Below are 19,195 nucleotides of genomic sequence, written 5' to 3' on the forward strand. Positions count from 1 at the left end.
CGTTACGCATTCTTCATAATAACTGATTCTAAGTTGTTTGCAACCGTTTGACAATAATCCGCGATTTCTTCTAGCGTTTCATAAATTTCTTTATATTGAATAACTTTAATTGGATCTTTACATGTTGCGAATAATTGTTTTAATGCACGACGATATAATGTATCACAATGTGACTCATACTCTTTAATTTTAATTGCATGCTCACTAATTTGAAGAAGCTTTTTCTCAGACAACAAATTAATAGTAATTAAAATCTCTTCAGCACAGCCTTGAATATTTTTAACAAATTCAGCTACATATTCATCAAATGTCGTAATTGAATGAATTTCCATTAAAGCAGCAAAGCTGTCGATGCCATCAAGTACATCATCCATGCTCATTGCTAGCTGTAAAATATCTTCACGCTCAATTGGAGTAATAAATGCTTTATTCAACTCAGTAATCACTGTATGCACGTATTTATCACCTTTTGATTCATACGCTTTTAAAACATTGGCAAATTCCTTTAGGTCAGATACATTTTGAAGTTCAAAGCTGCCTAAAAAATCTGCTGAGTCCTTAATATTTTGGGCAATGTCCATTAACATTTCAGAAAACTTGTCTTTTTTTCTTTTGATCACGTTGCAATCCTCCATCCAATTTATCGAAACTTTACCACTCGTTTTTTCTCTCTATCTTTTTATATGTGTTCTAGTTTCTTTTTTCATTTAAAGTAATGGATAAAACTTAGCTGTTCATTACTATAACGAGAGAAACCACCTCTCTTGTGTATCAAAAAATTCGAAAAAAACAAACGTTTACCAGAGCAAAAGTCCCAAAAGATGGTTCTTTTACTTATAGGTTATGCGATTCATTTTTTTACGCCAAGTCAAAAATTACTCCTATTATTGTTAATTGTCAATAACTTTTCAAACACATTTTTTTAGGTCTCTTTACAATACATTAACAATAATACGTTCATTCCCTTTAAAATAAGGGTTTTCAGAGTTTGTATAAAACTGGGATTTACAAAAACTTAACATTACTCCTCTTGTGTAAATAATAAAAGCCAGCTCCTTTAGAACTGGCTTTTATTATTTACTTATTATATTGCTGAAATACATTTTTTACTTTCGGCACGACGTAATGACTTCCGCCTTTATCTTCTACTCCTTCAATCATCATTGAAACGAGTAGGTTTTTCTGTTTTGTATCCACAGCTACAAACCAGCCGTTTTCCTGCCCTTTTTCACCTTGAGTTTTCTTTAATTCTGCCGTTCCAGTTTTTCCAGCTAGGGTTAACCCATCTATCTTTGCAGCATGACCCGTACCGTTTTTATCTTCAATGACATCAACTAAATCATTTTGAATTAATTGCGCCGTTTCTTTAGATATTACTTGTTTTTTCCATATCCCACTCTCATCACTGTTCATAAGAATAGGCTTTACTATGTTTCCATCGTTTACAATCGATGTATACATCAATGCCAAGTGGAGAGGATTCACTTGCAGTTTCCCCTGGCCATAGCCAGAGTTTGCTAATACTCCCTCATCTTTAATATCTTGATCACCTGCAATTTTAGACGTTTCAAAAGGATAATTAACAGGCATTTTTTGATTGAACCCAAACTGTTTTAAACCACTGTTAAATTTGTCTAAACCTAGCTTCAAAGCAGTCTGCGCAAAATAAATATTATCAGATGTAACATAAGCATCACGTAAATTAACATTCGGCTTGCTTCCCACTCGTGTTACGTAGAAATTCCCCCAGCTTTTATCTTTTTGCCATTTCTTCCCGCTGATTGATATACTTTCGTTTGGATTTACCACGCCTTCATCAACCGCTAAAGCTCCCGTGACTAACTTAAATGTAGATCCCGGAGAATACGTTTTGGTAAAGCGATTCATTAACGGCTTATCGGGATTCGTTGAAAGGGATTGGTACGTATTAGCATCGATTCCAAAAGAAAAAGAATTCGGATCAAAAGCTGGCGTGCTTACAAGACCTAATATTTCTCCCGTTTTAGGTTGAAGAGCAGTAGCTACTCCTTTTTCATCTTTTAACTGTTCATAAAGGGATTTTTGAACATTCGTGTCTATCGTAACTTGAATGCTTTCCCCGTCTTTTGGATTCACTTTTGCAATTTCATTCTTTTTATTGCCATCTTTATCTACTGTATAAATCGTGACGCCGTCTCGAGCACGAAGCTTCTCTTCATATAAAGACTCTAAGCCAATCATTCCAGCTTTAGACTGAGCATTATAGCCTTCATCTTTATGCTCTTTTAAATATTCCGCTGTGACAGGCGCAACGTATCCAACTAAATGGGCACACGCTTCTTCACAAGGATATACGCGCGCATTTACCTTTTTTTGTTGAATGCCTTCTACTTTTTTCAAAGAATTCTCTAAATTAGAGGCGTCTTTTTGACTAACTGTTTTAATAGGAACAAATTGATTCTTTTTCACCCAAGAAGCGCTCAGTGCTTGATTAATACTTTTTTCTGAAAGAGCAAGAGTCTTGCTTAATTGCTGTATAGCTTGCTCGCCGCCTTTAGAAAACTGCTGGGGAACAACTCCAACTTGAATCGCTTCTCCATTTTGAGCTAAATATTTCCCTGAACGATCCATAATTTCTCCACGCACAGCTGACTGAGCAGCTACTCTCACTTGCTCTCCTTGCTTAAGTCCTTTAAAAATCATATTAGGCTTCCAATTAATATACCAATTCTCTGTATCCCCTTGTTTTTCTTGAACCACAGCAGCATTTTCTTTAAATGAGATTTCACCGGCTACAGAGTTCATGTTTACTTCAAAAGGTAAAACAGCTTTATGGTCTTTTATTTCTAAGTCTTCTATTTTACTTGCCTTCACTTTAAGCTTGTCCGCTTCAATTGCATCATAGATATTTTTATATCGATTTATAAAATCTTTTTCTGAAATCGTCTTTTTAGCATCTTTAGACAAGTATCCATACATGCCTTTAAAATCTTCTTTATTCCACATGGCTACATATTTATCAAATCGATCCTGTGCTTTCTGTTGATCATTTGAGCAACCGGCAGTTATTAATAAGAGAATTGCCATAGTAAAAAATAGCCACCCAATTCGTCTCATGATGATTTTCCCCCTTTTTTCAATACCATTTCTCTATCATATAAAATTTTACATAAACTTTCCATCGGAAAGTTATGATCAGGAATTAATTGGTATTACAACCCACTAAATTTACATATCGACAAAAAAATCAATAGGTAAACAAGAAAAAAATTGAACATTTTGTGAATATTTTGTGTCTTTTTTGGAAAGTATTTGATATAATAATTGTAAGAAGAAAAAGAATAGGAGGCGACTAAAATGAGAAGATTCTTACAGTTTTACTTTATGTTTAGTTCTCTGTTCTGTTTTGGAAGCGTTTTCGTCCTACTTATGTCTCAAGAATATTATTTTGCACCGTTATTCCTCACACTGGGCTGTTTAAATATTTTTCTATTTAAAGTATATATTCAAGAAAGTCGAAAAGATAAACAAGCTGCACCTGAAAAACCTAAACCAACAATTTAACGAACTCGTCTCTCGGCTGAGATGAATGTAAAAGAAGAACCGGTGAATTTTTCACCGGTTCTTCTTTTACGATGTTGAAGCTTTTGGAAACCTATCGTTTGCAATAATCTCACCGATGCTTTTACTCTTTCCTTCGCCGTCATCAATATTTAAAAGCGGGAACAATAACTCTCCTACGTGATAAGCTTCCTCTAAATGAGGATAGCCTGATAAAATAAAAGATTCAATTCCTAAAGCTTCATATTCTTTTATTCGTTTCGCTACATTTTCAGCACTGCCTACTAGTGCAGTTCCTGCACCTCCCCGGACGAGCCCTACACCTGCCCATAAGTTAGGGCTAATCGTAAGTTCTTCTCGGGTTCCTCTATGAAGGCTCGCCATTCGCTGCTGCCCGACTGAGTCATACCTAGCAAAAGTACGCTGTGCTGCTTGAATCGTGTCTTCGTCCAAATGCTGAATTAATCGATCGGCTGCTTGCCAAGCTTCTTCTTCGGTTTCCCGTACAATAATATGCAAACGAATCCCAAACTTAACGGTTCTGCCTTCTGCTTCTGCTTGCTTTCTCACAGCCGCTATTTTTTCTCTTACTTGTTCAGGAGGTTCGCCCCATGTTAAATACACGTCAGAATGTTTTGCTGCAACTTTTTGTCCGGCGGGTGAAGATCCGCCAAAATAAATAGGTGGAGAAGGTTTTTGAACAGGTGGATACAACAGCTCACTGTTCTCTACATGAATATGTTTTCCTTCATAATTAACCGTATCTCCAGCCAATAACCCTTTCCACACATCTAAAAATTCATCCGCAGCTTCATAACGTTCATCATGTGATAAGAAAAGGCCATCTCCCGCTAATTCTGCCGGATCTCCTCCTGCTACTACATTAACTAGTAAACGACCGTTTGAAATTCGATCAAGAGTCGAGGTCATGCGCGCTGCCACGGAAGGAGCCATAATGCCGGGACGTACAGCTACTAAAAATTTCAAACGCTCTGTTTCAGGTATAAGTGAAGCAGCTAATAGCCAAGGGTCTTCGCATGATTTCCCCGTTGGAATCAAAACTCCTTCAAACCCTAAACGGTCAGCTGCTTGAGCAACTTGCCGAAAATATGAATAGTCTGCTGAACGACCTCCTCGATTTGTCCCTAAATATCTTCCATCTCCATGGGAAGGAATAAACCATAGTATTTTCATGATTCAACACTCCTTTTCGTTTGTTCTAGATGATATCCCAGCTCTTTTAATGAACGTTTAATTCTCGCTTCTGCTTCTTCCGCAATAAACTCAATTTCATTTTCTTTCGTATAAGCCGCCTCAGAATCAACAATATAAACTCCATGAATAAGAGCAGTAGCCCCTAAAACGGATAAAGTCGGCTTAAATACATAATCAAGAGCCAGTAGGTGAGCAATGGTTCCCCCTGTAGCTATCGGCAGCACGGTTTTATTGTGAAAACCTTTTTCAGGTATTAAATCTAAAAATGTTTTTAAAATTCCTGTGTAGCTAGCTTTATAGATTGGGCTGACAATAATAACGGCATCAGCATCTGCGACTTTCTTTTGAGCTTCTTGAATCGCAGGGCTAGAAAAGTTAGCATATACTAAGTCTTCAGCGGGCAAGTCACGGACATGCACGGTTTTCACTTCATATTTTTCATCTTGTAGATATGCTGCAATATACTCGCTTAAAGCAGCTGACCTTGATTGCTTTGAAGGGCTTCCTGTAATAATTGTAACCTGGCTCATTATCATCTCTCCTTTTCGCTTATAAAACTGATAGATTTACAAGGATTAATACGTGTATAAATCCTTCTTTTATTTTTCACCTGCGTAGCTGTCTCTCCATTTAAGAAGACGCTTTTCTAATACTCGAACAAATGAATCGGTTAATTTGCCTACAACAGCAAAAATGATAATTCCGACAAAAACTACGTCCGTTTGAGAAAACTGTCTAGCATCCATAATCATGTATCCTACACCTTCACTTGCTCCCATTAATTCAGCAACTACCAGTCCGAGCCATGCAATACCTAAAGATAACCGGACACCAAGTAAAATATTAGGAAGAGCAGCTGGTAAAATAAGTTTTGTGATTTGTTTCCATTTACTAAATTGAAGAACACGAGCAACATCAAATAATTTCGAATCAACGCCGCGAATGCCTAGATACGTATTAACATAGATTGGGAAAAATGCACCGTTTGCGATTAGCAATATCTTTGAAATTTCACCAAAGCCAAACCATAAGATAAATAAAGGGGCCAATGCAAGGTGTGGAACAGTTCTAAGCATTTGAATAGATGGATCCATATAGTGCTCCGTTTTCTTTGAGAAACCGACAATTACACCAAATAGTAACCCTAGTCCAGCTCCAACGGCAAAACCTATGGCGGCACGCAAAATACTGATTTGAAGATTAGCTCCAAGTTCCCCCGATACGATGAGTTGTTTAAAAGAACGTACAATATCAACAGGTGTAGGAAGAACAGTTTTAGATACATAGCCCGCGGAACCAATGATTTGCCACACCACGATAAGCAGAAGTGGCACGACAAGAGAACGAAGGAAAATTCCCTGCTTATTTTTCACTTCTTCCTTTCTTTTTTTCACTTTTTGCAAGTGAGCTGCTGAAGACTGGACGTGTCCTGAAACCACAGATGTTTTATTCATTTTCATCACCTCATTTTTCTTTTAATGCTTTTTCAATAAATGAATTATCAACAACATCTCCAGTATCAATTTTCTTTTTAATAACGCCTAAAGATTGTTGAAAATCAGCTGTTCGCTGTTGTTCTGCAATAATTTCTTTAGAAGTTGGGCGATTATAGGCAGGATTATTTTTTAACACTTGTCTTACTACGTCTTTATCTAGATTTTTTTGCTTTGCTAAAATATCCACAGATTCTTCAAAATGTTCGTTTTGCCATTCAAGCGCTTTTTGATAAACTTGTAAAAACTTAACGACTAACTCTGGATGATCTTTTGCAAAGCCTTCTCTTACAATAGTAAAACCTGGTGAAGCAACCTTTAATGAATCGCCGTCTGCTAAAATACGAGCTTCATTTTTTAAGTTTTGCAGTGAGATAAACGGTTCCCAGATTGACCATGCATCCACTGACCCATTTTCAAATGCTGGCTGAGCTTCGTCTGGCTGAAGCTGAATAATCTTTACATCACTTGGCTTCAACCCATTTTGGTCAAGAGCTCTGTACAATAAATTAAAACCGCTGCTTCCTTTCGCAACCGCGATCTTTTTACCTTTTAAATCTTTTACGCTTTTAATCTTGCTGTTTTTCCCTACTAAAATAGCGTTTCCTTTCAACCCGTCGCTGGAATTAGCAATTTCTAAAAACGGAATGTCTGCCCCTTGACCAGAAATAACCGGTGAATTTCCAACTTGGCCGAAATCCAAGTGTCCAGATGCTATACCCTCAAATTGCGGAGGACCGCTTTGAAACTCTGTCCATTTGACATTTACACCTATTTTTTTAAATTCTTTTTCAAACCATTTTTGGTTTTGTGCCAGCATTAAAGGACCTAAGCTTTGTTGGATACCAATATTAATCGTAACGTTTTTTGAATCTTCTCCGCTCGCTTTTTCTTTCGTCCCGCACCCAGCCAATGCGAGAACAAGTACAATAGCTGCAGTTAAAAGTAGCTTTTTCATCTGCTCTGTCTCCTTCTCTGTCTTATTGAATCTTTAATGTTCTCCTGCTTCTTCAAATTCTTTCAGTACTTGCTGCCTCAGCTGCTGAAAAGGTGGTTCTGTCTTTTTTCGCGGATGACTAATTTCTACTGGAACGACCCGGCTAATTTCTCCTGGTCTGGCACTCATAATCACAATTTTAGTACCCAAGTAAATGGATTCGTCTAAATCATGGGTAACAAAAATCATGGTTGTTTTTTCTTTTTTCCATATGTCTAGCAGCACATCTTGCAAATGCGTGCGAGTGAAAGCATCTAATGCACCGAAGGGTTCATCTAACAATAAAACTTCTGGATTTCTTAAAAGAGCACGCGCAATAGCGACTCGTTGAGACATCCCTCCAGATAATTCTCGAGGATAAGCTTTTTCAAATCCTTTCAGCCTGACAATATCAATTAACTCATCTACGCGGCGCCGAACGTTCGAATCTTTCAGCGATAAGTCAGCCGCTATATTTTGCTCCACATTAAGCCATGGGAACAAGCGGTGTTCTTGAAAGATCATTCCTTGTTTAATGCTAGGTCCGCCTATGTGCTTCCCGTTTATTTCAATACGCCCTTCATAATCCATATCAAGTCCTGCAATCATTTTAAGCAGCGTACTTTTTCCACATCCGCTCGGACCAATAACGGTTATAAATTCACCTTTATTAATCGTAAGATTTACATTTCGCAATGCTTGAGTTACTTGTTCTCCTTTTTGAAATGTTCTGTTAACAGATTGAATGACAACACTCACAGCAGTTCCTCCTCCTTGAATTTTTAAATCAAAAGCTCGTTCATCTAAAAACACAAAAGCTCCTACCTGAAAAAGGTAGGAGCTTTCGGTTGACCGATCAGCCCGTTGCTATATTTAACTGATTTGTTATTGGATTATTTTGAATTTTATCATATTAATCCGATTTGTCAACTGTGTTTTATATATTTTATCACTTTGATTCTTGAGGATTTGGTTTTTTCCATTTAAATACCGAGTTTAAAAATCCGTATATATGCTTAGACTCCTTCGTTAACAAAGGGCCAATAATAGCTAAAATCAGTACATAAAGCGCGGCGAATGGCTGAAGAATTGCAGATAATCCTCCTTCAATTCCAATGTTAGCCATAATGATCGAAAACTCGCCTCGTGACATAATCGTTAACCCAATGTTGGTAGAGGCCTTGTGTGACAGCCCGCTTTTTCTTCCTGAAATCATACCGGCTGTAAAGTTACCAATTATCGTAAGCGCAACTGCGCCAAGCGCAAGCCAGCCTGCATCCCACAGTGTGAGAGGATCAATACTTAACCCGAAGCTGAAGAAAAAGATAGCTCCAAAGAAATCACGAAACGGTACGACAAGATGTTCAATACGATCGCGATGTTCCGTTTCAGAAAAGACAAGTCCAAGCAATAACGCACCAATTGCTTCTGCCACGTGAATTGTTTCTGAGAAGCCTGCCACAAAAAACAATACCGCAAAAACGACGATTATAAAGATTTCGTTTGATGAAATATTTAAAAGTTTATTTAGTAGCGGCGTGGCTTTTCGAGCAATGATAAAGAACAGCATCATATAGCCAAACGCAATTAAAATAGATGTTAAAGATCCAGCAAGCGATCCGTGGTCTCCAAGCACCAACCCTGAAACGACAGAAAGATAAACGGCTAAGAAAATATCTTCAAACATGATGATCCCTAATATCAGTTCCGTTTCTGGATTCGCTGTTCGTTTTAAATCAACCAATACTTTTGCGACAATTGCGCTGGACGAAATCGTAATAATTCCAGCGATAATCAGCACTTCAAGAAGAGGATTTCCTGTCAGGTATCCATACAATAATCCTAAAGTAAAGTTAATTAAAATATAAATAGATCCTCCCACCGCGATGGACCTACCTGATTTAATTAGCTTTCCAACTGAAAATTCTAATCCTAAATAAAACAGTAAAAAGAGAACTCCAATTCTCCCCATAAATTCAATAATCTCTTGGCTTTCAATAAACTTTAAACTGAATGAGCCAAACTCAGGAGCATGGGGACCAACCGCCATGCCCAAAAGAATGAGGAATGGAATAATCGTAAATTTAAATTTATGTGCTAGTATAGCGGCTAAAGCAACTAGTAACAAAGCTGTCCCAACTTCAAATACTAAATGATCCAATTATGAACTACCTCCTTGTGAAAGCAATTCTTTAATGAGCGTTTTTAAATTTCCTCTTTCACCAGAGATGACAAGCGTATCTCCTTCTTCAATTAACGTATCTGGTCCTGGTGTGGATAATTTTTTTTGCGTGTTTTTAATGACGGCGATGATAGTGACATCATAGTTGCTGCGAACGTCAATTTCACCAATTGTTTTACTGTGAGCTTTCGCTTGTTTTTCAACTTTGTACCATTCAATAACTAAGTCATTGAATGCCACTTCAATGGTTTCCATTGCTTTTGGCTTGTAAATCATGCCGCCTAAAATTGCCGCTAGCTGTCTTGATTCCGTATCTGTTAACGTAATGTCAAAAATGCTTTCTTCTAAATCTTTTTGATCGAAGTGGTAGATTTCACGTCGTCCATCATCATGAATGATAACGACTACGCGGTTTCCTCCGCTTGTCTCAATTTCAAATTTACGGCCGATTCCTGGTAACTCCGTTTCTTTAATCATCATCGAATGATCACTCCTATAAAGTTTTTAAAAAGAATTTTTTAATTTTGTCGCGTTATCTGCCTAGAAAATTCGCATAGCAAATAAGCCTAAGAATAGTTGGTAATTTTAGGTTTGAAGAAAAGGCTGTTGAAATTTCAACCTTTTTTATTTAATTGAGGTAACTTGATTGAAAGATTTTTGGATAAAAAAGTGTTTTCTTGAGGATAAAATACGCAATTTGATGCGTTGGAATGATGAGTTTGGCACTCGTCCATACTAAAGCAAAAGTTACTATCACGCTTTGTATGAGGGATCCTATTTGTTTAACGCTGTGCTTAGCTCCTGGAGACATGTGCACAATATCGGTGTAATGCTGAACCGAACTTTTTGTGACCTTCACTTTTTCAAAGTCGTTATCAATAAATTTATCTGGCAAACTCGCAAAAGGCAAACAGAATATCATGCATAACAATAAGCTCATCCATACATTTTTCATCATCTCACCTCTCTTTCTTCTGATCTAGTATCTCCTTACTTAAAAGTATACGTACTCTGAAATTCAATTTCAAGCAATAAGTTTTTTTTATAAAGATTTACCTTTTTTATAATATTTTCTTAACGCCATTCTTTTTAGATATGTATGCGACACTTAAAAAAATATACAAAAAGCTGGCTTTCTAAGAAGAAAGCCAGCTCATGTTATAGTTCAAGTTCTCCCATTCGAAGGAGTTCTACGACTGCTTGAGAACGCCCCTTGACTCCAAGCTTTTGCATCGCATTAGAAATATGATTTCGAACTGTTTTTTCGCTAATGAATAGTTCACTCGCGATTTCTTTTGTTGTTTTGTCCTGTACTAAAAGCTCGAATACTTCTCGTTCACGCTTTGTAAGTAGCGGTTTAGGTTGAAACTCTTTTTCTTTCAATGTAACCCTCCTTGCCTGATCCTGAGTTGAACTATCGGATGGGTGTAAATTTAGTCAACATATCTTATGTGCGGTATGCCTACGCGGTTACTAGTTTTAGAAAAAATATGCAAAAAACTCTTTTTTACCTTTAAAAAAGAAAAAAGCCTGAAGAAAGAGCCTTCAAGCCATTTTCATATAGTTAATAAACACCTTTTCATCTCTTCATCCCAAGGCACGCTTTTTCCTGTTTCTTTAGAAATTTGCACCATTGTTCCTCTCCCGGTGAGCACAACCTCTTTTTGCTTATTTTGAATCATATAGTGTAAATCAACCGACGAACGTCCAATTCTATGAGCTTTTACAAAAACAGATAGCACGTTGCCAAAATACACTTGTTTGACATAATCGCACTGCAAATCAGCCACCACCGGTATCGTTCCCTCATGCTCACTCGTCCACTTTTGCATAAAGCCAATATGGTGAAAGAATTCCGTACGTATTTGTTCAAAATAAACAAAAGGAACCGTATTATTTAAATGCCCAAACATATCTGTTTCTGAAAATCTTACCTTGATCTCCTGCTTAAACGAAAATGACTCTTTCCAATGATCCATGTCTTCAATATACGAAATATTATTCATCTGTATTTCCTCCGTTCGTCATAGACAAAATAAAACCTCTCCGCGTGGAGAGGTTTTGAGTGATTATACTTGATCGCTACCAAAGAAACTTCTGAATGCTTGAATTGTTGTATCGCGGTTCAAAGCTGCGATTGAAGTAGTCAATGGAATTCCTTTTGGACATGATTGAACGCAGTTTTGAGAGTTCCCGCAGTTCGCTAGTCCTCCATCACCCATAATCGTCTCTAAACGTTCTCCTTTATTTAACGCACCGGTTGGATGGGCATTAAACAAGCGAACTTGAGAAAGCGGTGCTGGACCGATGAAGTTTGACTTGTCGTTTACGTTTGGACAAGCTTCTAAGCAAACGCCACATGTCATACATTTGGATAACTCGTACGCCCACTGACGTTTCTTTTCAGGCATACGCGGTCCTGGCCCTAAATCGTATGTGCCATCGATTGGAACCCAGGCTTTTACTTTTTTTAGTGAATCAAACATACGGCTGCGGTCTACTTGCAAGTCACGAACCACCGGAAATGTTTTCATTGGCTGTAAGCGAATTGGCTGTTCTAGTTTATCAACAAGAGCCGTACATGACTGACGAGGTTTACCGTTGATGACCATTGAACAGGCTCCGCATACTTCCTCTAAACAGTTCATTTCCCAGTTTATCGGAGCAACCTCTTTACCTGAAGCATCAACAGGGTTACGTCTGATTTCCATCAGTGCTGAAATAACGTTCATATTCGGACGATACGGAATTTCAAACTCCTGATTGTAAGGAGCAGATTCAGCTGAATCTTGACGTGTAATAATGAAGCGCACTGTCTTTTGGACTGTTTGTTGTTCACTCATTGATTAACGAACCCCCTCTTGTTGTTTTTTTGGTTTTTCATCTTTTTTCTTTGTGTAGTCGCGCTTACGCGGTTTGATTAACGATACGTCTACCTCTTCATAATGGAAAGAAGGAGCCGTTTTCTTATCCACAAAAGATGCCATTGTTGTTTTTAAGAATTCTTCATCGTTACGATCTGGGAAATCTGGCTTATAATGAGCACCGCGACTTTCATTACGGTTGTAAGCTCCTAGCGTTACAACACGTGAAAGCTGAAGCATGTTTTGCAGCTGACGAGTAAATGTTGCCGCTTGATTACTCCATTTAGCCGTATCATTAATGTTAATACGATCATAGCGTTCAATTAATTCTTGAATTTTTTCATCTGTTTTTAACAGTTTGTCATTGTATCGTACGACTGTCACGTTGTCAGTCATCCATTCCCCTAGCTCTTTATGAAGAACGTATGCATTTTCTGTACCTTGAAGATTCATGATATTGTTCCATTTCTCTTCTTCTTCTTTCACATGACGATCATATACGCTTGAAGAAATAGCATCTGCGCTCTTTTCTAAACCATTGATGTATTCAACGGCTTTAGGACCAGCAACCATACCACCATAAATAGCTGATAATAAGGAGTTTGCTCCTAAACGGTTCGCTCCGTGCTGTGAATAATCACACTCACCAGCTGCGAACAAGCCAGGAATATTTGTCATTTGATCGTAATCCACCCATAAACCGCCCATTGAATAGTGTACGGCTGGGAAAATCTTCATTGGTACTTTGCGCGGATCATCGCCCATGAATTTTTCATAGATTTCGATGATACCTCCAAGTTTAATGTCTAGCTCTTTTGGATCTTTATGTGAAAGGTCCAGATAAACCATGTTCTCTCCGTTAATTCCTAACTTCTGGGCTACGCAGACGTCAAAAATTTCACGAGTGGCAATATCACGAGGTACTAAGTTACCGTACGCAGGATATTTTTCCTCTAAGAAATACCAAGGTTTACCGTCTTTATATGTCCAAACGCGTCCTCCTTCTCCACGAGCAGATTCACTCATAAGACGAAGCTTATCATCTCCTGGGATAGCAGTTGGATGAATTTGAATAAACTCTCCGTTTGAATAGTATGCACCTTGCTGATACACGATAGATGCCGCTGAACCGGTATTAATAACTGAGTTCGTCGATTTTCCAAAAACAATTCCAGGTCCACCTGTAGCCATAATAACCGCGTCAGCTGGGAACGTTTTAATTTCCATTGATTTTAAATTCTGTGCAGAAATTCCGCGACAGCTGCGCTCATCATCAAGAACAGCACCTAAGAATTCCCATCCTTCGTACTTTGTCACAAGTCCGGCAACTTCATAGCGACGAACCTGCTCATCTAATGCGTACAATAATTGTTGACCCGTTGTTGCCCCAGCAAAAGCCGTACGGTGATGCTGCGTCCCGCCAAATCGTCTGAAGTCTAACAAACCCTCAGGAGTACGGTTAAACATAACACCCATGCGGTCAAGTAAGTGAATAATACCAGGAGCTGCTTCACACATTGCTTTTACAGGTGGCTGGTTGGCTAAAAAGTCTCCGCCGTACACTGTGTCATCAAAGTGTTCCCATGGTGAATCCCCTTCACCTTTCGTGTTTACGGCTCCGTTGATTCCACCTTGCGCGCAAACTGAGTGAGATCTTTTTACCGGAACTAGTGAAAATAAATCTACTTGCTTGCCAGACTCAGCAATTTTTATTGTTGCCATCAAGCCAGCTAAACCGCCACCGACTACGATGATTTTTCCGTTACTCATCGGAACCCCACTCCTTCAAAACCTTAATTTTATGCAAATGCGAATAATGTACGAACACCTACAAATGTAAGTGCTAAGAAGATTGCTAATGTCACATAAGTTGAAATTCTTTGAGAACGTGGTGTTACAGTTAACCCCCAGCTAACTCCAAATGACCATAGACCGTTTGCAAAGTGGAAGATCGTAGATACAACACCAACTATGTAGAATGCAAGCATTGCCGGGTTGCTTAAAATTCGTTCCATCATTTGAAAATCTACTTCTTTTCCAAGCGCAGCTTGTATTCTGGTTTCCCATACGTGCCATGTGATGAAGATAAGTGTGATTACACCTGAAACACGCTGAAGGATAAACATCCAGTTACGGAAAAAACCGTAGTTGTTAACGTTTGTTTTAGCAGTGAATGCGATGTAAAGACCGTATATTGCGTGAAAAACGATTGGTAAGAAAATAATGAAAATTTCTAGAGCATAGCGGAAAGGTAAGCTCTCCATGAAGTGAGCTGCTTGATTAAATGATTCTTCTCCCTTTGTCGCGAAATGATTCACAACTAAATGCTGTGTTAAGAAAATCCCGATTGGTATTACCCCAAGTAATGAATGGATTCTCCGATATTGAAACTCTCTGTTTGCCGCCATCTGCGTAGACCCCCCTTAGTTAAATGAACATAGTTTGTGAAGAACTTTCTTACTCCCACTAGACAAATAGATTAATCGTGAATACAGGAAATGAAAACCTTTGCATTTCCTAATAAAGTATGTGACAGGTTAATTTTACTCCCATCGATTAAGAGCGTCAAGGCAAGATGTTTAAATCTTCTATAAAATATAAATTTATAAAATTTTATATTTGTTAACGCTTACTGTATTGATGTTACAGATTTTTTCTTTCTATTATAATATTGCTTGCCACAAATAAGTAAGCGTTTACTTTATGCTTTTATTGTAAACAAGTTCACAAAACATTTACACAGGTAAAAGTACCCTTTTAAAAGGTATATTATGGATTTTTCATCTTTACATCTAACTCTTTTTACCATAATAAAGATCCTCTTACATTTTATTAAAAAAATGCGTGAGAGGTTTTTTAGATTTGTATATAATAGTAGTAAAGAAAGAGGGGAAAGCATGAGCAATTTACAAACAGAATCACAGCAAGAACTTGAAGAGACCATGGAAACATCAGAACCTAATGTCACAGCTGAAACAGAGAGAACTCTTGATCACGTTTCATATTTCGGATACAGCCTTTTGCGTGACGTGTTAATTCCAGAGCTTCTTGGAGACGAAACAAATACCATTTCATACTGGGCAGGAAAACACCTTGCGCGGAAATACCCATTAAATACAATGGATGAAATCGTCGCTTTTTTTAAAGCAGCTTCCTGGGGAACACTGACGCTTGCAAAAAAAGATAAATATTCACTCGAGCTTGAGTTATCAGGTGATGTGGTCAGCAAAAGATTTCAGCAGGAAACTTGTTCGTTTCATCTTGAGTCAGGATTTGTGGCTGAACAGATTCAGCGTCAAAACAACTGCCTAACAGAAGCCTACTTAACACATAAAGAAAAGAACGGAAAAGTGCTGATTTCCGTGCAGTGGGACCGAAAAGATATCTTACCTACCGAAACACGCGCGGAGCGCTATAAAAAGTAGGAAATACGTATATATAAAAGACGTGGAGATACCACGTCTTTTTTCTCTTCTTTATACGTGCACTGCTTGCTGCTCTTCTAATTCAAATGCTACGTGAAGCGTCTCAACAGCTTTTACCATATCAGCGTGCGGTACAACTGTAGATACTTTAATTTCAGACGTGCTGACCATCTTCACTTCAATTTTCTCCCCTGCCAGCACTTCAAACATTTCGGCTGCAACGCCTGGATTAGAAATCATGCCAGAGCCGACAATTGATACTTTAGCCAGACCGCTTTCATGTTCAATACGCGTATATCCTAAAGTAGATTTATACTCTTTTAAGACGGCAAGAGCGGCATCTACGTCTACGGTTTTAATAGAAAATGAGATAGAGAGACGATTATTAGCCGTTACGTTTTGAATAATAATGTCCACATTTAACTGTTCTTTTGCTAATGCTGTAAAAATAGTAGAAAGAGTTTGCAACTCATTGTTTAACCCTTCAATTGTCACTCGTGAAATATTATCTTCAAACGCAATTCCTCTTACGACTAAGTTTTGTTCCATTGAAACTTCCTCCTCAACAATCGTTCCATTCTCGTTTTCTAAGCTTGAACGCACTTCTAGCGGTATCTGATAATTTTTTGCAAACTCAACAGCGCGCGGATGCAGCACCCCTGCTCCCAAATTAGCTAATTCTAACATTTCGTCATATGAAATAGAGTGAAGCTTACGAGCATCTTCTACATAGCGCGGATCTGTCGTAAACACTCCTGTTACGTCTGTATAAATATCACATTTTGCAGCTTTTAATGCTGCGGCAAGAGCTACTGCCGTAGTGTCAGAGCCGCCTCGACCTAATGTTGTAATGCTTCCATCTTCTGAACAGCCTTGGAATCCAGCTACTACTACGATTCGGCCTCTATCTAATTGGCTTTGAATACGAGTCGTGTCAATGTGCTGGATTCGTGCATTGCTGTGAACTGCTTCCGTCTGGATACCAGCTTGCCAACCTGTTAGCGAAGTTGCTTCATACCCTTTATATTGAAGGGCCATTGTTAACAGGGAAATCGTTACTTGTTCTCCAGTTGTAAGAAGCATATCCATTTCGCGTTTGCTTGGACTGTCCGTAATATCACTTGCTAATTTCACCAGTGCATCTGTCGTTTTGCCCATTGCCGATACAACAACAACTACTTGGTTACCGCGCTCTGCTTCTTGAATAACACGGTTTGCTACATGTTGGATACGTTCAACAGAACCAACAGATGTTCCACCAAATTTTTGAACGATTAATGCCATAATTTTGTTCATTCCTTTTCAATAAATTTGCATATGCAGGATGATGAGAAGCTAAATTTTTTTACTCAGACAATAAAAAAAGCAATGAGATGAGCTCTCATTGCTTAACGAACGAAAATTATAAAACATAACCGTCCACTGCCGTGAGATAGCTCTCCAAGAATCTACATCTTGACAATCCTACGTTTATTCAACGCAGAACCAGCAATCATTACTATGAGGTAATGTTCACTTCGGCAAATTTCCCTTTCCGTCTCATTCATAAGGGCTCATACCCTTCCTGATACGTACTGATTAAATTTGCACCTCTATCTTCACTTCATTTGATGAAGTGTCGTATGAAATTAGTTAATAGCTTATCAAATATTTTCTATTATTTCAAGACTATTTTTGTAATGTTTCATAAATTTTTTCAGCAATGTTTTGAGGAACACCCGAATTTCGAATATCATCAACCGTTGCTTCTTTCAATTTTTTCACCGAACCAAAATACTTTAACAAAGCTTTTTTACGCTTTTCTCCCACTCCCGGAATGTCGTCCAGAACAGACTGAAAAGCGGACTTAGAGCGCACTTGACGGTGGAAAGTAATCGCAAAGCGGTGAACTTCATCTTGAATTCGCTGAAGCAAATAAAATTCTTGACTATTGCGTTCAAGCGGTATGATTTGAGGAGGCTCACCAATCATCAGGTTGGAGGTTCTGTGCTTATCATCTTTGACAAGACCTGCTGTAGGCACTAAAAGTCCCAATTCATTTTCGAGAACGTCCTGTACTGCAGCTAAATGCCCTTTGCCTCCATCTACAACAATTAAATCTGGAAGCGGAAGACCTTCTTTTAACGCTCTGGAATACCGTCTGCGAACGACTTCTCTCATGGAACTGTAATCATCTGGTCCCTTTACGGTCTTAATTTTATATTTGCGATATTCTTTCTTTTCCGGTTTCCCATCAACAAAAACAATCATTGCAGAAACGGGATCTGTCCCTTGAATATTTGAGTTATCAAATGCTTCAATCCGGTAAGGCGCTGCAATTCCAAGCTCTTCTCCTAACCGTTCAACTGCGCCAACCGTGCGCTCTTCATCTCGTTCAATTAAATAGAATTTTTCACCGAGCGCAATTTTTGCATTTTTACATGCAAGTTCTACTAATTCTTTCTTTTTGCCTCGCTTTGGATGCTGAACCTCTACTTCTACTAATTTCTCAGCTAACTCTGCATCAATCGTTGCTGGAACCAGCACTTCTTTTGGCTTAATATTTTTGGCATAAAACTGACCGATAAAAGTTAAGAAATCTTCTTCTGGCTCTTTATAAAAAGGAAACATAGAAACTTCTCGCTCAATTAATTTCCCTTGGCGAATAAAGAAAACTTGAACACACATCCAGCCTTTATCATAAGAATAGCCAAACACATCTCGATTAACAAAATCATTAAACGTTACTTTTTGCTTTTCCATTGTCGCTTCAATATGAGCAATTTGATCTCGATATTCTTTAGCCCTTTCAAAGTCAAGTTCTTCTGAAGCTTTTAACATTTTTTCAGTTAACTCTGTTTTGACATGCTCATATCCACCATTTAAAAACCGAGTGATATTTTCAATAATTTGTTTGTTTTGCTCTTCTTTTACTTCTTTTACGCAAGGAGCTAGACATTGCCCGATATGGTAATACAAACAAGGTCTGTCTGGCATGGTAGAGCACTTTCTTAGTGGATAAATGCGATCAAGAAGCCGCTTGGTTTCATTTGCAGCTTGAACGTTAGGATAAGGACCGAAGTATTTCCCTTTATCTTTTTTTATTTTTCTTGTAATAACAAGCCGGGGCTGTTTTTCAGCTGTAATCTTAATAAAGGGATAGCCCTTATCATCTTTAAGCATAATATTGTATTTTGGGTCATGCTTTTTAATTAAATTCATTTCTAAAATAAGCGCTTCTAAATTAGAAGATGTGACGATATATTCAAAATCGACAATGTCGTTTACAAGTCGAAGCGTCTTTCCGTCATGAGATCCGGTAAAGTAGGAGCGCACTCGATTTTTTAATACTTTTGCTTTTCCTACGTAAATGACCGTTCCATATTTATCTTTCATCAAGTAGCAGCCGGGCTGATCCGGTAAAATAGCCAGCTTTTCTTTTAAATAATCATTCATACTTTTCTCCTTCCTCTTCTCTTACTCTGTCCATCTATACATTCGCTTATGAAGCGTAACCTACA

Annotated in this window: 19 protein-coding genes and 1 riboswitch; of the genes, 2 read left to right on the forward strand and 17 right to left on the reverse strand. The window is 38.1% G+C overall.

What is annotated here, in order from left to right; translation table 11 throughout:
- Positions 1 to 2: 2 nt before the first annotated feature.
- Together AC3WJG_RS07575 and AC3WJG_RS07580 are read right to left on the reverse strand one after the other, a co-directional pair.
- Entirely contained in the window at positions 3 to 635 is a 633-nt protein-coding gene (locus AC3WJG_RS07575; protein WP_218039679.1) for a DUF47 domain-containing protein, read from the reverse strand.
- A gap of 442 nt (positions 636 to 1,077) precedes the next feature.
- Positions 1,078 to 3,096 carry a penicillin-binding transpeptidase domain-containing protein gene (locus AC3WJG_RS07580; RefSeq protein WP_102812673.1) on the reverse strand — a complete coding sequence of 673 codons (2,019 nt, stop codon included), beginning with the start codon at positions 3,094 to 3,096 and terminating at the stop codon, positions 1,078 to 1,080.
- A gap of 240 nt (positions 3,097 to 3,336) precedes the next feature.
- Between AC3WJG_RS07580 and AC3WJG_RS07585 the strand changes: the two genes are divergently transcribed.
- The gene (locus AC3WJG_RS07585) at positions 3,337 to 3,543 is read left to right on the forward strand and encodes a hypothetical protein (RefSeq protein WP_013059387.1); all 207 of its coding nucleotides are present in this window, start codon (positions 3,337 to 3,339) and stop codon (positions 3,541 to 3,543) included.
- Positions 3,544 to 3,609: 66 nt separating this feature from the next.
- Here AC3WJG_RS07585 and ssuD read toward each other — a convergent pair whose 3' ends face one another.
- The 13 genes from ssuD to AC3WJG_RS07650 form a co-directional block, all read right to left on the reverse strand.
- Positions 3,610 to 4,734 (reverse strand): FMNH2-dependent alkanesulfonate monooxygenase, encoded by a 1,125-nt coding sequence (gene ssuD / locus AC3WJG_RS07590; RefSeq protein WP_060745463.1) that lies wholly within the window; start codon positions 4,732 to 4,734, stop codon positions 3,610 to 3,612.
- Positions 4,731 to 5,285 (reverse strand): NADPH-dependent FMN reductase, encoded by a 555-nt coding sequence (ssuE, locus tag AC3WJG_RS07595; protein WP_098333395.1) that lies wholly within the window; start codon positions 5,283 to 5,285, stop codon positions 4,731 to 4,733. The genes ssuD and ssuE overlap by 4 nt, the downstream gene beginning before the upstream one ends.
- A 69-nt stretch (positions 5,286 to 5,354) precedes the next feature.
- Complete coding sequence (locus AC3WJG_RS07600) at positions 5,355 to 6,209, reverse strand: ABC transporter permease (RefSeq protein WP_102813847.1); 855 nt, start codon at positions 6,207 to 6,209, stop codon at positions 5,355 to 5,357.
- Between the two features lie 10 nt (positions 6,210 to 6,219).
- Entirely contained in the window at positions 6,220 to 7,206 is a 987-nt protein-coding gene (locus AC3WJG_RS07605; RefSeq protein WP_060745465.1) for an aliphatic sulfonate ABC transporter substrate-binding protein, read from the reverse strand.
- A 33-nt stretch (positions 7,207 to 7,239) separates the two neighbouring features.
- The gene (locus AC3WJG_RS07610; RefSeq protein WP_060745489.1) at positions 7,240 to 7,983 is read right to left on the reverse strand and encodes an ABC transporter ATP-binding protein; all 744 of its coding nucleotides are present in this window, start codon (positions 7,981 to 7,983) and stop codon (positions 7,240 to 7,242) included.
- Positions 7,984 to 8,173: 190 nt separating this feature from the next.
- Positions 8,174 to 9,385: a cation:proton antiporter gene (locus tag AC3WJG_RS07615; protein WP_025750630.1), complete on the reverse strand. Its 1,212-nt coding sequence runs from the start codon at positions 9,383 to 9,385 to the stop codon at positions 8,174 to 8,176.
- Positions 9,386 to 9,886: a cation:proton antiporter regulatory subunit gene (locus tag AC3WJG_RS07620; RefSeq protein WP_013085158.1), complete on the reverse strand. Its 501-nt coding sequence runs from the start codon at positions 9,884 to 9,886 to the stop codon at positions 9,386 to 9,388. It abuts the gene before it with no gap.
- A gap of 148 nt (positions 9,887 to 10,034) precedes the next feature.
- On the reverse strand, positions 10,035 to 10,364 hold the full coding sequence (locus AC3WJG_RS07625) for a hypothetical protein (protein ID WP_230933660.1): 330 nt from the start codon (positions 10,362 to 10,364) through the stop codon (positions 10,035 to 10,037).
- A 200-nt stretch (positions 10,365 to 10,564) separates the two neighbouring features.
- Positions 10,565 to 10,789 (reverse strand): spore germination transcription factor GerE, encoded by a 225-nt coding sequence (gene gerE, locus AC3WJG_RS07630; RefSeq protein ID WP_013059396.1) that lies wholly within the window; start codon positions 10,787 to 10,789, stop codon positions 10,565 to 10,567.
- Between the two features lie 173 nt (positions 10,790 to 10,962).
- Positions 10,963 to 11,412 carry an acyl-CoA thioesterase gene (locus AC3WJG_RS07635; protein ID WP_098331520.1) on the reverse strand — a complete coding sequence of 150 codons (450 nt, stop codon included), beginning with the start codon at positions 11,410 to 11,412 and terminating at the stop codon, positions 10,963 to 10,965.
- Between the two features lie 63 nt (positions 11,413 to 11,475).
- Positions 11,476 to 12,249, reverse strand: coding sequence for a succinate dehydrogenase iron-sulfur subunit (gene sdhB, locus AC3WJG_RS07640; protein ID WP_013059398.1), 774 nt, complete (start codon positions 12,247 to 12,249; stop codon positions 11,476 to 11,478).
- 3 nt (positions 12,250 to 12,252) lie between these two features.
- The gene (gene sdhA / locus AC3WJG_RS07645; RefSeq protein ID WP_013059399.1) at positions 12,253 to 14,040 is read right to left on the reverse strand and encodes a succinate dehydrogenase flavoprotein subunit; all 1,788 of its coding nucleotides are present in this window, start codon (positions 14,038 to 14,040) and stop codon (positions 12,253 to 12,255) included.
- A 29-nt stretch (positions 14,041 to 14,069) separates the two neighbouring features.
- Positions 14,070 to 14,678: a succinate dehydrogenase cytochrome b558 subunit gene (locus AC3WJG_RS07650; RefSeq protein ID WP_013059400.1), complete on the reverse strand. Its 609-nt coding sequence runs from the start codon at positions 14,676 to 14,678 to the stop codon at positions 14,070 to 14,072.
- A gap of 489 nt (positions 14,679 to 15,167) precedes the next feature.
- On the opposite strand from AC3WJG_RS07650, the gene AC3WJG_RS07655 reads away from it, so the two are divergent.
- Positions 15,168 to 15,695, forward strand: coding sequence for a YslB family protein (locus AC3WJG_RS07655; protein ID WP_013059401.1), 528 nt, complete (start codon positions 15,168 to 15,170; stop codon positions 15,693 to 15,695).
- A gap of 51 nt (positions 15,696 to 15,746) precedes the next feature.
- On the opposite strand, the gene AC3WJG_RS07660 is transcribed toward AC3WJG_RS07655, so the two are convergent.
- Both AC3WJG_RS07660 and uvrC read right to left on the reverse strand, forming a co-directional pair.
- Complete coding sequence (locus AC3WJG_RS07660; protein ID WP_028410544.1) at positions 15,747 to 16,979, reverse strand: aspartate kinase; 1,233 nt, start codon at positions 16,977 to 16,979, stop codon at positions 15,747 to 15,749.
- A 141-nt stretch (positions 16,980 to 17,120) separates the two neighbouring features.
- Positions 17,121 to 17,298: riboswitch (Lysine riboswitch) on the reverse strand.
- Between the two features lie 65 nt (positions 17,299 to 17,363).
- On the reverse strand, positions 17,364 to 19,130 hold the full coding sequence (gene uvrC, locus AC3WJG_RS07665) for an excinuclease ABC subunit UvrC (RefSeq protein ID WP_060745466.1): 1,767 nt from the start codon (positions 19,128 to 19,130) through the stop codon (positions 17,364 to 17,366).
- Positions 19,131 to 19,195: the final 65 nt, after the last annotated feature.

Source organism: Priestia sp. FW507-14D1A (assembly GCF_058781295.1).

Bases quoted from the DNA above. Each gene is read 5' to 3' on its own strand.
- AC3WJG_RS07585 (WP_013059387.1), top strand. From the start codon at position 3,337: ATGAGAAGATTCTTACAGTTTTACTTTATGTTTAGTTCTCTGTTCTGT.
- AC3WJG_RS07660 (WP_028410544.1), bottom strand. From the start codon at position 16,979: ATGGCATTAATCGTTCAAAAATTTGGTGGAACATCTGTTGGTTCTGTT.
- ssuD (WP_060745463.1), bottom strand. From the start codon at position 4,734: ATGAAAATACTATGGTTTATTCCTTCCCATGGAGATGGAAGATATTTA.
- ssuE (WP_098333395.1), bottom strand. From the start codon at position 5,285: ATGAGCCAGGTTACAATTATTACAGGAAGCCCTTCAAAGCAATCAAGG.
- AC3WJG_RS07635 (WP_098331520.1), bottom strand. From the start codon at position 11,412: ATGAATAATATTTCGTATATTGAAGACATGGATCATTGGAAAGAGTCA.
- sdhA (WP_013059399.1), bottom strand. From the start codon at position 14,040: ATGAGTAACGGAAAAATCATCGTAGTCGGTGGCGGTTTAGCTGGCTTG.
- sdhB (WP_013059398.1), bottom strand. From the start codon at position 12,249: ATGAGTGAACAACAAACAGTCCAAAAGACAGTGCGCTTCATTATTACA.
- uvrC (WP_060745466.1), bottom strand. From the start codon at position 19,130: ATGAATGATTATTTAAAAGAAAAGCTGGCTATTTTACCGGATCAGCCC.
- AC3WJG_RS07580 (WP_102812673.1), bottom strand. From the start codon at position 3,096: ATGAGACGAATTGGGTGGCTATTTTTTACTATGGCAATTCTCTTATTA.
- AC3WJG_RS07650 (WP_013059400.1), bottom strand. From the start codon at position 14,678: ATGGCGGCAAACAGAGAGTTTCAATATCGGAGAATCCATTCATTACTT.
- AC3WJG_RS07605 (WP_060745465.1), bottom strand. From the start codon at position 7,206: ATGAAAAAGCTACTTTTAACTGCAGCTATTGTACTTGTTCTCGCATTG.
- AC3WJG_RS07620 (WP_013085158.1), bottom strand. From the start codon at position 9,886: ATGATGATTAAAGAAACGGAGTTACCAGGAATCGGCCGTAAATTTGAA.
- AC3WJG_RS07600 (WP_102813847.1), bottom strand. From the start codon at position 6,209: ATGAATAAAACATCTGTGGTTTCAGGACACGTCCAGTCTTCAGCAGCT.
- AC3WJG_RS07625 (WP_230933660.1), bottom strand. From the start codon at position 10,364: ATGATGAAAAATGTATGGATGAGCTTATTGTTATGCATGATATTCTGT.
- AC3WJG_RS07575 (WP_218039679.1), bottom strand. From the start codon at position 635: ATGGAGGATTGCAACGTGATCAAAAGAAAAAAAGACAAGTTTTCTGAA.
- AC3WJG_RS07655 (WP_013059401.1), top strand. From the start codon at position 15,168: ATGAGCAATTTACAAACAGAATCACAGCAAGAACTTGAAGAGACCATG.